Source organism: Curvibacter fontanus (genome assembly GCF_054780335.1).
Genome location: NZ_BAAGWN010000010.1, coordinates 26,481 through 38,824, shown reverse-complemented (window position 1 = coordinate 38,824; position 12,344 = coordinate 26,481). Strand labels below are relative to the sequence as shown.

General features: G+C 64.7%; 9 protein-coding genes. 6 read left to right on the top strand and 3 right to left on the bottom strand.

The features are described from left to right. Nucleotides 1-95 precede the first annotated feature (95 nt). Nucleotides 96-731 (bottom strand): GntR family transcriptional regulator, encoded by a 636-nt coding sequence (locus ACYVH8_RS05460; RefSeq protein WP_460487870.1) that lies wholly within the window; start codon nt 729-731, stop codon nt 96-98. A 102-nt stretch (nt 732-833) separates the two neighbouring features. Here ACYVH8_RS05460 and scpA point away from each other — a divergent pair, with 102 nt between their 5' ends. From scpA to ACYVH8_RS05430, 6 genes are all read left to right on the top strand, one after another. Continuing rightward, nucleotides 834-2,990: a methylmalonyl-CoA mutase gene (gene scpA / locus ACYVH8_RS05455; protein ID WP_460487869.1), complete on the top strand. Its 2,157-nt coding sequence runs from the start codon at nt 834-836 to the stop codon at nt 2,988-2,990. A gap of 129 nt (nt 2,991-3,119) precedes the next feature. Next, complete coding sequence (gene meaB, locus ACYVH8_RS05450) at nt 3,120-4,151, top strand: methylmalonyl Co-A mutase-associated GTPase MeaB (RefSeq protein ID WP_460487868.1); 1,032 nt, start codon at nt 3,120-3,122, stop codon at nt 4,149-4,151. Nucleotides 4,152-4,177: 26 nt separating this feature from the next. Then, complete coding sequence (locus tag ACYVH8_RS05445; RefSeq protein ID WP_460487867.1) at nt 4,178-5,710, top strand: acyl-CoA carboxylase subunit beta; 1,533 nt, start codon at nt 4,178-4,180, stop codon at nt 5,708-5,710. Between the two features lie 381 nt (nt 5,711-6,091). Then, nucleotides 6,092-8,140, top strand: a complete 2,049-nt coding sequence (locus ACYVH8_RS05440) for an acetyl-CoA carboxylase biotin carboxylase subunit (protein WP_460487866.1) — start codon at nt 6,092-6,094, stop codon at nt 8,138-8,140. A 20-nt stretch (nt 8,141-8,160) separates the two neighbouring features. Further along, nucleotides 8,161-8,652: a VOC family protein gene (locus ACYVH8_RS05435; RefSeq protein WP_460487865.1), complete on the top strand. Its 492-nt coding sequence runs from the start codon at nt 8,161-8,163 to the stop codon at nt 8,650-8,652. 176 nt (nt 8,653-8,828) lie between these two features. Then, nucleotides 8,829-10,274, top strand: a complete 1,446-nt coding sequence (locus tag ACYVH8_RS05430) for a methyl-accepting chemotaxis protein (protein ID WP_460487864.1) — start codon at nt 8,829-8,831, stop codon at nt 10,272-10,274. On the opposite strand, the gene rsxB is transcribed toward ACYVH8_RS05430, so the two are convergent. Together rsxB and ACYVH8_RS05420 are read right to left on the bottom strand one after the other, a co-directional pair. Then, nucleotides 10,275-10,940 (bottom strand): electron transport complex subunit RsxB, encoded by a 666-nt coding sequence (rsxB, locus tag ACYVH8_RS05425; protein ID WP_460487863.1) that lies wholly within the window; start codon nt 10,938-10,940, stop codon nt 10,275-10,277. 23 nt (nt 10,941-10,963) lie between these two features. Further along, nucleotides 10,964-12,271 (bottom strand): polyhydroxyalkanoate depolymerase, encoded by a 1,308-nt coding sequence (locus ACYVH8_RS05420; protein ID WP_460487862.1) that lies wholly within the window; start codon nt 12,269-12,271, stop codon nt 10,964-10,966. Between the last annotated feature and the right edge of the window lie 73 nt (nt 12,272-12,344).

Here is a 12,344-nt window from a genome sequence, read left to right as displayed (position 1 = left end):
TCAGGATAGGGCAATTCCGGCCGCGTCACCAGTGCCGAGCCTGTTCACGGTCTCGCAGAGGAGTCCTGCGAGACCGTGAACAGGCTTTCAAAGTCTCAGGCGGCCGCCTCCAGCCCATTGCGGAAATGCTCCAGCATCTTCTGCCTGGCCAGACCTGCGTCGCGCGCCTGCAACGCGGCCATGACGGCGCGGTGTTCGGCCAGCGACTCTTCGATGCGTCCGGACTTGAGCAGCGAGTGGTGCCGGTTGAGTTTCATGACCTTGCGCAGGTCGGCCACCATCTGCTTGCGCCAGCGGTTGTCGGCGATCTCCAGCAGGCGCATGTGGAAGCGTTCGTTGATGGCGAAGAAGCGGTCCCGGTCCTGGGCACTGGATTCCAGTGCTTCGTGCAGGCTTTGCAGTTCGCGCAGTTGCTCGTCCGTGGCGTGTTGGGCCACCACGCCGGTCGCGTCGGATTCGAGCAGGCCCAGCAGGTGGTAGATGTCCACCAGGTCCTTTTCATTGACCTCGGTGACGTAGGCGCCGCGGCGCACCTTCATGGTTACCAGGCCTTCGGCGGCCAGAACCTTGAGAGCCTCGCGCAGGGGGGTTCGGCTGATACCGTAGTCCTCGGCGATCTTGAGTTCGTCGATCCAGCTGCCGGGCTCCAGCTCGCGGCTGAAGATGCGCTGGCGCAGCAGTTCGGCCACTTCTTCATACAGGGCGCGGGGGGAGAGGGAAACGGCGGACATGGCCTGAATTGTATGCTCAAGAAATATTTTGCATCAATAATTATGAATGAAGTAAACTGCGCGCAACAAATTAAAGGGCCTTTCCGGGGCTGCCGCTTTGCCATGAGCCAGAAAAAACCTGAATTCGAAAGCGCCAGCCTCGAGGCCTGGCGCAAGGCTGCTGCCAAATCCGCTCCTGGCGGCGATGTGAACGCCCTGAACTGGCTCACGCCCGACGGCATCTCGGTCAAGCCGCTCTACACCGCAGCCGACCTGCAGGGCCTGCCGCACGCCGACACGCTGCCCGGTTTCGAACCCTATCTGCGCGGCCCGCAAGCCACCATGTACGCGGTGCGGCCCTGGACCATCCGCCAGTACGCGGGCTTTTCCACGGCCGAGGAATCGAATGCCTTCTATCGCAAGGCGCTGGCCGCCGGCGGGCAGGGTGTGAGCGTGGCGTTCGATTTGGCCACCCACCGCGGTTACGACAGCGACCACCCGCGCGTGACCGGCGACGTGGGCAAGGCCGGCGTGGCCATCGACTCCGTGGAGGACATGAAGATCCTGTTCAGCGAGATTCCGCTGGACAAGGTGTCCGTCTCCATGACCATGAACGGCGCCGTGCTGCCCGTGCTGGCGGGTTATGTGGTGGCGGCGGAAGAGCAGGGCGTATCGCAAGACAAGTTGAGCGGGACCATCCAGAACGACATCCTCAAGGAGTTCATGGTCCGCAACACCTATATCTACCCGCCCGAGCCGAGCATGCGCATCATCGGCGACATCATCGAGTACACGGCGCAGCACATGCCGAAGTTCAACTCGATCTCGATCTCGGGGTACCACATGCAGGAGGCCGGCGCCAACCAGGCGCTGGAGCTGGCCTTCACCCTGGCCGACGGCAAGCAGTATGTGAAGACCGCCATCGCCAAGGGCATGGACGTGGACGACTTTGCCGGTCGCCTGTCCTTCTTCTGGGCGGTCGGCATGAACTTCTACCTGGAGATCGCCAAGATGCGTGCGGCCCGCCTGCTCTGGTGCCGCATCATGAAGGGCTTCAACGCCAGGAACCCCAAGAGCCTGATGCTGCGCACGCACAGTCAGACCAGCGGCTGGAGCCTGACCGAGCAGGACCCCTACAACAATGTGGTGCGCACCACCATCGAGGCCATGGCCGCGGTCTTCGGCGGCACGCAGAGCCTGCACACCAACAGCTTTGACGAAGCCATCGCCCTGCCCACCGAGTTCTCCTCGCGGATTGCACGCAACACCCAGCTCATCATCCAGGAAGAGACCCACATCACGAACGTGATCGACCCCTGGGCCGGCAGCTACATGATGGAGAAGCTGACGCAGGACATGATGGATGCCGCATGGAAGATCATCGAGGAAGTCGACGCCATGGGCGGCATGACCAGGGCCGTGGACAGCGGCTGGGCCAAGCTCAAGATCGAGGCCGCCGCCGCCGAGAAGCAGGCGCGCATCGATAGCGGCAAGGACGTGATCGTCGGCGTCAACAAGTACAGGCTCAAGAAGGAAGACCCGATCGAGATTCTCGAGGTCGACAACGTCAAGGTGCGTGACGGTCAGATTGAGCGCCTCAAGGCCATTCGTGCCAGCCGCGATGGCCAGGCGGTGCAGGCCGCGCTCGATGCGCTGGCCGCCGCCGCCGAAGCCGGCAGTGGTAACCTGCTCGACCTGAGCATCCAGGCCATCCGGCTGCGCGCCACGGTGGGCGAGGTCAGCGATGCGCTGGAAAAGGTTTTCGGGCGCCATCGCGCCGATACGCAAAAGGTGACCGGTGTGTACGCAGCTGCCTACGACTCGGCCGAAGGCTGGGAAAACCTCAAGAAGGAAATCGCCGACTTCGGCGAGCAGCATGGCCGCCGTCCGCGCGTCATGATCTCCAAGCTCGGCCAGGACGGCCACGACCGCGGCGCCAAGGTGGTGGCCACGGCTTTCGCCGACCTGGGCTTCGACGTGGACATGGGCCCGCTGTTCCAGACCCCCGAGGAGTGCGCGCGTCAGGCCATCGAGAACGACGTGCACGCCGTGGGCGTCTCCACCCTGGCCGCGGGCCACAAGACCCTGGTGCCGGCCATCATCGCCGAGCTCAAGAAGCAGGGCGCGGACGACATCATCGTCTTCGTCGGCGGCGTGATCCCGCGCCAGGACTACGACTTCCTTTATGAAGCAGGCGTCAAGGGCATCTACGGCCCCGGCACCCCGATCCCGGCCAGCGCCAAGGATGTGCTGGAGCAGATCAAGAAGGCGATCAAATGAAGCACCCCCGAGGCGCTGCGCGCCTCCCCCTCAAGGGGGCGACACCAACGGCCCGGCAAAGCCGGTTCCGCGGTGTCCCTGGTTTTGGGGGCATGGCATGCGGGGCGGTTCTCATTTTTTGATGTGTGCATGACAGAGAAGAAACAGATCGGAGCCGTGCCGCTCTTGGACGGCATCCTGCAGGGCACGCCGGCCCAGCAGCGCCGTGCCATGGCCAAGGCCATCACGCTGCTCGAATCCACACGCGCCGACCACCGCGCCCAAGGAGACGAACTGCTCACAGCCCTGCTGCCCCACACCGGCGGCGCCTTTCGCCTGGGGATCAGCGGCGTGCCCGGCGTGGGCAAGTCCACCTTCATCGAGGCGTTGGGTCTTTATCTCATTGAGCATGGGCACCGGGTCGCCGTGCTGGCGGTCGATCCCTCGTCCAGCCTCTCCGGTGGTTCCATCCTGGGCGACAAGACCCGGATGGAAAAACTGTCTGTGCACGACCAGGCCTACATCCGCCCCAGCCCGGCCAGTGGCACGCTGGGGGGCGTGGCCGAGAAGACGCGCGAGGCCATGCTGGTCTGCGAGGCTGCGGGTTATGACATCGTGATCGTCGAGACCGTGGGTGTGGGCCAGAGCGAGACCGCCGTGTCCAGCATGACGGACATGTTCTGCCTGATGCAGCTGCCCAATGCGGGTGACGATCTGCAGGCCATCAAGAAGGGTGTGATGGAGCTGGCCGATCTGGTGGTGATCAACAAGGCCGATATTGACGCGGCGGCTGCCACGCGAGCGCAGGCGCAGATCACCTCGTCGCTGCGCCTGCTCGGTCTGCACGGCCATCCTGAACATGCGCATCATGATGAAAAAATCTGGCATCCGAAGGTGGTGCAGCTCAGTGCCCTGCTGGGCCAGGGCGTGGACAGCTTCTGGGCCGCCGTCACCCGATTTCGATCCCTGCAAACCGCCAGCGGCAAGCTGGCCGAGCGACGCCGGCATCAGGCCCAAGCCTGGATGTGGGAGCGTATCGAAGCCGGCCTGCGTCAGGCTTTCCGCGCGCATCCGCAGGTGCGCAAGCTGCTGCCGCAATTGGGCGCCGAGGTGTTGGCTGGCCGGCTGGCAGCTTCCACCGCCGCGCGGCAGCTGCTGCAGGCCTACGAACACAAAAACTGAAAAGTCACGAACACAGAGGACCAACCATGCACGACATCCTGGAACAACTGGAGCAAAAGCGCGCCGCAGCCCGTCTGGGCGGTGGCGAAAAACGTATCGCCGCGCAGCATGCCAAGGGCAAGCTCACGGCCCGCGAACGCCTGGAAGTGCTGCTGGATGAAGGCACTTTTGAAGAGTGGGACATGTTCGTCGAGCACCGCTGCGTGGACTTCGGCATGGACGAGAACAAGATCCCGGGCGACGGCGTGGTCACGGGCTACGGCATGATCAACGGCCGCCTGGTCTTCGTCTACAGCCAGGACTTCACGGTCTTCGGCGGTGCGCTCTCGGAAGCGCATGCCGAGAAAATCTGCAAGATCCTGGACCAGGCCATGAAAGTGGGCGCGCCCGTGATCGGCCTCAATGATTCGGGCGGTGCGCGCATCCAGGAGGGCGTGGCTTCCCTGGGCGGTTATGCCGAGGTGTTCCAGCGCAACGTCAGCGCCTCGGGCGTGATCCCGCAGATCAGCATGATCATGGGGCCCAGTGCTGGCGGTGCCGTGTACAGCCCGGCCATCACCGACTTCATCTTCATGGTGAAAGACAGCTCGTACATGTTCGTCACCGGCCCCGAAGTGGTGAAGACCGTCACGCACGAGGAAGTCACCGCCGAGGAACTGGGCGGCGCGCTCACGCACACCACCAGGAGCGGCGTGGCCGACCTGGCTTTCGAAAACGATGTGGAGGCGTTGCTCATGCTGCGCCGCCTCTACAACTATCTGCCGTTGAACAACCGCGAGAAGGCCCCGATCCGCAAGAGCGGCGATCCGATCGACCGCATGGAGCGCAGCCTGAACACCCTGGTGCCGGACAATCCCAATAAGCCCTATGACATGAAGGAGCTGATCGTCAAGACCGTGGACGACGGCGACTTCTTCGAGATCCAGCCCGAGTACGCCAAGAACATCCTGATCGGCTTTGCCCGCATGGACGGCCAGACCGTGGGCATCGTGGCCAACCAGCCCCTGGTGCTGGCGGGTTGCCTGGACATCAAGAGCAGCATCAAGGCCGCGCGCTTCGTGCGCTTCTGCGACGCCTTCAGCATCCCGGTCATCACCTTCGTGGACGTGCCCGGCTTCATGCCCGGCACCAGCCAGGAGTACGGCGGCATCATCAAACACGGCGCCAAGCTGCTCTACGCCTACGCCGAGTGCACAGTGCCCAAGATCACGGTCATCACGCGCAAGGCCTACGGCGGCGCCTACGACGTGATGGCTTCCAAGCACCTGCGTGGCGACGTCAACTTCGCCTGGCCCAACGCCGAGATCGCGGTGATGGGCGCCAAGGGTGCGGTGGAGATCATCTTCCGCGAAGACAAGGGCGACCCGGCCAAACTGGCCGCCAAGGAGGCCGAGTACAAGACCCGTTTTGCCAACCCCTTTGTGGCTGGCGCGCGTGGTTATATCGACGACGTGATCCTGCCGCATGAGACGCGCAAGCGCATCTGCCGTTCGCTCGTCATGCTGAAAGACAAGAAGCTGGACAACCCGTGGCGCAAGCACGGGAACATTCCGCTCTGAGGTTCTCCGTGGCTATGCGTTTCGACTGCGCTGGATTGGGTGGCTTGGGCGTTTTGCTCCGTGTCCCCCGCCCTTCGGGCTCCTCCTTGACCTGCGCAAAACGCCCAAGCCACCCAATCCCGGGTGCTGGCGAGGCCGAAGCCCCTGTCCATCCTCTTCTCTCGCTTCACAGCAGGGGGTGCGGCGTGTCTGCCGCAGCGAAGTCAAGGAGGAGCTCACGCAACCGCTGCCGCGGTTGCGCTCACGTTGTGGCAAACGCCATGCACGGCCATGGCCGTGCGTGGGCGGGGGACATGAGCGGAGGCAGGCACGTCGCACCCCTTGCGGGCTCAGCCAGCCCCAGATAAGACAAAACAACTGATCCCCGAATAGGAGACCGACATGTTCAAGAAAATCCTGATCGCCAACCGCGGCGAAATTGCCTGCCGTGTGATTGCGACCGCCAAGAAGATGGGCATCGCCACCGTGGCCGTGTATTCCGAAGCCGACCGTGACGCGCGTCACGTGCTGCTGGCCGACGAATCGGTCTTGCTGGGCCCGGCGCCCAGCCGCGAGTCCTATCTGGTGGCCGACAAGATCATCGCTGCCGCCAAGCAGACCGGCGCCCAGGCCATCCACCCCGGCTACGGTTTCCTGTCCGAGAACGAGGATTTCGCCAAGCGCGTGGAGGAGGAGGGGCTGGTCTTCATCGGCCCCAAGCACTATTCCATCGCCGCCATGGGCGACAAGATCGCCTCCAAGAAGCTGGCCGGCGAGGCCAGGGTCAACTGCATCCCGGGCTGGAACGAGGCCATCGAATCGGCCGAGCGCGCCGTGGAGATCGCCAAGGGCGTCGGCTACCCGGTGATGATCAAGGCCTCGGCCGGCGGTGGCGGCAAGGGCCTGCGCGTGGCCTTCAGCGACAAGGAGGCGCTAGAAGGCTTCACCAGCTGCCGCAACGAGGCACGCAACAGCTTTGGCGACGACCGCGTTTTCATCGAGAAGTTCGTCGAGGAGCCGCGCCACATCGAGATACAGGTGCTGGGAGACAGCCACGGCAATGTGATCTACCTGAACGAGCGCGAATGCTCGATCCAGCGCCGGCACCAGAAGGTGATCGAGGAGGCGCCGTCGCCCTTCATCAGCGACGCCACGCGCAAGGCCATGGGCGAGCAGGCCGTGGCCCTGGCCAAGGCCGTGAAATACCAGAGCGCGGGCACGGTGGAGTTTGTGGTCGGCAAGGACCAGAGCTTCTACTTCCTGGAGATGAACACCCGCCTGCAGGTGGAGCATCCGGTGACCGAGTGCATCACGGGCCTGGACCTGGTGGAGCTGATGATCCGCGTGGCTGCCGGCGAAAAGCTGCCGCTCGCGCAATCCGATGTGAAGCGCAAGGGCTGGGCCATCGAGTGCCGCATCAACGCCGAGGACCCCTTCCGCAACTTCCTGCCGTCCACCGGCCGACTGGTGCGTTTCACGCCGCCGGTGCAGAGCATGTGGCAGTCCGACACCCAGCATCTGCAGGGCGTGCGGGTCGATACCGGTGTGCAGGACGGCGGCGAGATCCCCATGTACTACGACTCGATGATCGCCAAGCTCATCGTGCACGGCAAGGACCGCCTGGATGCCATTGCCAAGATGCGCGAGGCGCTCAACGGTTTCGTCATCCGCGGCATCAGCTCCAACATCCCCTTCCAGGCGGCGCTGCTGGCGCACCCGAAGTTTGTGGCGGGTGACTTCAACACCGGTTTCATCGCCGAGCATTACGGCAAGGGTTTTTCGTCCGAGGACGTGCCGCACGCCGATCCCGACTTTCTGGTGGCGCTGGCCGCCTTCGTGCGCCGCAAATCGCGCGAGCGCACGACGACGATCTCCGGCCAGCTGCCGGGTTATTCGGTGGACGCCGGCAAGGACTACGTGGTCATCACGCTGGGCGCCGATGGCCAGCATGTGCATACCCCGGTGCATGTCGATGAGTTCGTGGGCGAAACCGGCAAGGCCCGGGTGCGTGTCAACGGTCGCAATCACGAGATCTGCAGCACCTCGCGCCTGAACGACATCATCATCACCGGCACCGTCGACGGCCGGCTTTTCACGACCCAGGTGGAGCGCGGCACGGCCAGGAATCCGCTGGCCCTGAAGCTGCAGCACAACGGCACGCTGATCGAGGCGCTGGTGATTTCGCCGCGCATGGCCGAACTGCACCGCCTCATGCCCCACAAGGCGCCGCCGGACATGAGCCGTTACGTGCTCTCGCCCATGCCGGGCCTGCTGGTGGACGTGGCGGTGCAGCCGGGCCAGAAGGTGCAGGCCGGCGAGCGCGTGGCCGTGATCGAGGCCATGAAGATGGAGAACGTGCTGTTTGCCGCGGCCGATGGCGTGGTGGGCAAGGTGCTGGCGTCCAAGGGCGAGAGCCTGACGGTGGACCAGCCGATCATCGAATTTGCATGAATGCCAAGGTGGAGTTCCAGATGAGTCAAGTGCGCCCCCTTCGACAAGCTCAGGACAGGCCTTTCAAGGTGCTGGGGATCCAGCAGATCGCCATCGGCGGGCCTGACAAGACCCGTTTGAAAAAGCTCTGGGTCGAGATGCTGGGCTTGCAAGTCACCGGCACATTCAAGAGTGAACGTGAGAACGTGGACGAGGATATCTGTGCCATGGGCTCCGGGCCTTACAAGGTCGAGGTCGACCTGATGCAGCCGCTTGATCCCGAGAAGAAACCGGCTGTGCACACCACACCGCTCAACCACGTGGGCCTGTGGATCGACGACCTGCCCAAGGCCGTGGCATGGCTGAGCGCACAAGGTGTGCGATTTGCGCCCGGCGGAATACGCAAGGGTGCGGCCGGTTACGACATCTGTTTCCTGCACCCGAAGTCGAACGAGGAGTTCCCGATAGCGGGCGAGGGGGTGCTGATCGAGCTGGTGCAGGCGCCGCCCGAGGTGATCACGGCCCTGGCCTGATGCGGGCAAACCCCGTAAGGTTCATGCAGGGCTCATTCCTATACTGGATTGTGCGGAGGAGACTTCAGTTCCGGTCAATCATGCCGATCTGGAACTGAGCAGAGCAGTGCCCACCACAGGGGATCACATACGTCATGGCATTCGTCCGATCCATCTTAGGCCCCGGCGCATGGCTCATGCGCCGTCTGCCCCTGGCGGGCAAGCTGGCCCTGCTCGTGGGCGTCATGTTGCTGGCCTATGCAGCGGTGGAGTGGGTCGGCGCGCTGGCAGGCGCCTTCGCACTGGCCCTGCTGGTTTATCTGATGCTGGCTTTCTATTTCAGCTTCATGGCCGATCTGCGCCGGGTCATGCATTTCATGGAGCAGACGGCGCAGGGCAATCTGCGCGAGAAGGCCGGGATCCGCGGGAACGATGAGCTCGGGGCCATGGCCCAGGCCATGCAGCGCATGGTGGCCAGTCTCTCGGGCATGGTGGCCAGCATACGCAGCAATTCGGCCCTGGTGGCCCATGCGGGCCAGAGCCTGGCCGCCGGCAACCGCGAGCTGTCGGACCGTACCGAGCAGCAGGCCGCCAATCTGGAGCAGACCTCGGCCAGCGTGCAGGAGCTCTCCAGCACGGTGCAGGACAACGCGCGCACCATGCAGCAGGCCAGCACCCAGGCCGGCCAGGTGCGCGGCGTGGCCGACCGGGGTGCCCAGGGCATGGCGCAGGCCGTGCAGTCGGTCGAGGCGGTGCAGGGCAGCGCGCAACGCATGAACGAGATCATCGGGGTGATCGACAGCCTGGCTTTCCAGACCAATATCCTGGCGCTCAACGCCGCCGTGGAGGCCGCGCGTGCCGGCGAGGCCGGGCGTGGTTTTGCCGTGGTGGCGGCCGAGGTGCGCACCCTGGCGCAGCGCAGCGCCGAATCGGCCAAGGAGATCCGCCAGCTCATCGGCGCTTCGTCCAGCCAGGTGGCGACCAGCGTGGAGCAGATCCACACGGCCGGCAGCAGCATCGGCGAAATCGTCACGGGGATCCGCGGTGTAGCCGAGAGCATGTCCAGCATCACGGTGTCCGGCGCCGAGCAGAGCACCTCGCTCAACGAGATCACGGCCGCCATCCGCCAGCTCGACGAGATCACCCAGCGCAATGCGGCCATGGTGGAGCATGCCGTCGAACAGGCTGAAAAACTGGAACAGCGGGCCTCCACGCTGGCGCAGGCGGTGGAGGCTTTCCGTCTGCAGCAGGGCACGGCCGACGAGGCCCTGGCCCTGGTGCGGCGCGCGATTGTTTTCCGCCAGCAGACCACGCGCGAGGGTTTTGTACGCGGGCTGACCGAGAAGCGGCAGGGCTTCCACGACCGCGACATGTACGTCTTTGCGCTGGACCGTGCCGGTCACTATATGGCCTTCGGCGGCAACCCGGCCAAGGTGGGTACGCGGGTGCAGGACATCCCGGGCATCGACGGCCAGGGTCTGCTGGAGGCCATCGTGGCGCAGGCCGAGCACGAGCCCGGCTGGGTGGAGTACGACATCACCAACCCCGCCACCGGTGCGGTGCAGACCAAGATGTCCTATGTGCAGCAGATCGACGATCTGTACGTCGGCTGCGGCGTTTACAAGAACCTCGTGGCGGCTTGATCAGGCCTGGCCGCCGCCTTCGCGGCGGGCCCGGGCGCGTGCCAGCGCGGCTTCGATCACGGCGCGTTTCCTGTCCAGCACGGCGGGGTCGGTGTGCAGCGAGTGCGCGGGCAGGTCGGCCAGCTTGGCCTGGGCTTTTTCCTCGAGGCGGACTTCGTTTTCCTGTTTTTCGCGTTGCAGGCGCAGCACGTGGAAGGTGTAGCGCCGGCGCGCGGTGTCGGCCTGCGGCTGCGACCAGGCGGCCCAGCCGCTGCGCTCGCCGCTGACGTTCTCCATCTCGATGCAGTCCACCGGGCAGACCGGGATGCACAGTTCGCAGCCGGTGCAGTGCGGTGCTATCACGGTGTGCATGCGCTTGTTGCCGCCCAGGATGGCGTCGGTGGGGCAGACCTTGAGGCACAGCGTGCAGCCTATGCACCAGTCCTCGTCGATCACGGCCACGGTCATCGGGCATTCCAGGCCGAACGTGGGGTTCAGCGGCTGCACTGGCTGGCCTGTCAGGCGGGCCAGCCGGGCCACGCCTTCAGCGCCGCCCGGCGGGCATTGGTTGATAGGCGCCTCACCCGCCGCGATGGCCTGCGCATAAGCCGCGCAGTCGGGGTAGCCGCAGCGCGTGCACTGGGTCTGGGGCAGGGCGGCGAGGATCTGGACAGCGGTGGCGGGCATGCCCGGATTATCCGGCCCGCAAATCAGCTTGCAGACTTCGCGGTTTTTTTGCCGCCGACCTTGGACGCCGTGTTGTGGGTCAGGATGAAGGCCTTGACCGCCGGGTAGACGATGTCGCGCCAGCGCCGGCCCGAGAAGATGCCGTAGTGGCCGGCCCCCTTGGCTTCCAGGTGTTGCTGGCGGGTCTTCGGCACGCCGCTGCAGATATCGTGCACGGCCTCGGTCTGGCCCGAGCCGGAGATGTCGTCGAGCTCGCCTTCGACGGAGAGCAGGGCGGTGGTCTTGATGTCCTGCGGCTTCACGCGTTCGACCTGGCCGTCGATGCCCTTCACGTCCCAGCTGCCCCGCACCAGGCTGAAGTCCTGGAACACCGTGCGTATGGTTTCCAGGTAGTAGTCGGCGTCCATGTCGAGCACGGCGTTGTACTCGTCGTAGAACTGGCGGTGCGCTTCGGCGCTGGTGTCATCGCCCTTGAGCAGGTGTTCGAAAAAGTCGTAGTGGCTCTTGGCGTGGTGGTCCGGGTTCATGGCCACGAAACCCGCGTGCTGCAGGAAACCGGGGTAGACGCGCCGGCCCGCGCCGGGGAAGTTGCTGGGCACGCGGTAGATCACGTTGTTCTCGAACCAGCTGTAGCTCTTGGTCATGGCCAGGTTGTTGACGGCCGTGGGCGACTTGCGAGCGTCGATGGGGCCGCCCATCATGGTCATGGTCAGCGGTGTGGTCTCGCCGCGGCTGGCCATCAGGGACACCGCGGCCAGCACGGGCACGGTGGGCTGGCACACGCTCATCACGTGGCAGTTGCCGTATGCGTGCTGGAGGTGGCGGATGAACTCCTGCACGTAGTTGACGTAGTCGTCCAGATGGAACTCGCCCTGGGAGAGCGGCACCATGCGCGCGTTTTTCCAGTCGGTGACGTAGACCTTGTGGTCCTTGAGCATGGTGCGCACCGTGTCGCGCAGCAGCGTGGCGTAGTGGCCCGAGAGCGGCGCCACGATCAGCACCACGGGCTGGGCCTTGAGCCGGGTCAGGGTGGCCGGGTCGTCGCTGAAACGCTTGAAGCGGCGCAACTCGCAGAAGGGCTTGTCCAGTTCCACGCGCTCGTGGATGGCCACGTTGACGCCGTCCACGCCCACGGTGCGGATGCCGAACTCCGGCTTTTCATAGTCCTTGCCCAGGCGGTGCAGCAGGGCGTAACCGGCCGCCATGCGCTGGGCATGGGGAAGGTGGGCCAGCGGCGACAACGGGTTGTTGAAGGCCTTGGCCGTGGTCTGTGCCAGATCGGCAAAAGGCTCCATCAGGGAGCGCTGGGTTTCATAAAGCTGGTACAGCATGAGAGACTCTCGCTTTCAGCGGATTGCTGCAGTGCAATATAGCAGTTGTGCGGCCGCCCGGTCTGGGTAATTG

What these genes read in the sequence shown, in the direction of transcription:
- ACYVH8_RS05460 (WP_460487870.1), bottom strand. Translation starts at nt 731, where the DNA reads ATGTCCGCCGTTTCCCTCTCCCCCCGCGCCCTGTATGAAGAAGTGGCC.
- scpA (WP_460487869.1), top strand. Translation starts at nt 834, where the DNA reads ATGAGCCAGAAAAAACCTGAATTCGAAAGCGCCAGCCTCGAGGCCTGG.
- meaB (WP_460487868.1), top strand. Translation starts at nt 3,120, where the DNA reads ATGACAGAGAAGAAACAGATCGGAGCCGTGCCGCTCTTGGACGGCATC.
- ACYVH8_RS05445 (WP_460487867.1), top strand. Translation starts at nt 4,178, where the DNA reads ATGCACGACATCCTGGAACAACTGGAGCAAAAGCGCGCCGCAGCCCGT.
- ACYVH8_RS05440 (WP_460487866.1), top strand. Translation starts at nt 6,092, where the DNA reads ATGTTCAAGAAAATCCTGATCGCCAACCGCGGCGAAATTGCCTGCCGT.
- ACYVH8_RS05435 (WP_460487865.1), top strand. Translation starts at nt 8,161, where the DNA reads ATGAGTCAAGTGCGCCCCCTTCGACAAGCTCAGGACAGGCCTTTCAAG.
- ACYVH8_RS05430 (WP_460487864.1), top strand. Translation starts at nt 8,829, where the DNA reads ATGCGCCGTCTGCCCCTGGCGGGCAAGCTGGCCCTGCTCGTGGGCGTC.
- rsxB (WP_460487863.1), bottom strand. Translation starts at nt 10,940, where the DNA reads ATGCCCGCCACCGCTGTCCAGATCCTCGCCGCCCTGCCCCAGACCCAG.
- ACYVH8_RS05420 (WP_460487862.1), bottom strand. Translation starts at nt 12,271, where the DNA reads ATGCTGTACCAGCTTTATGAAACCCAGCGCTCCCTGATGGAGCCTTTT.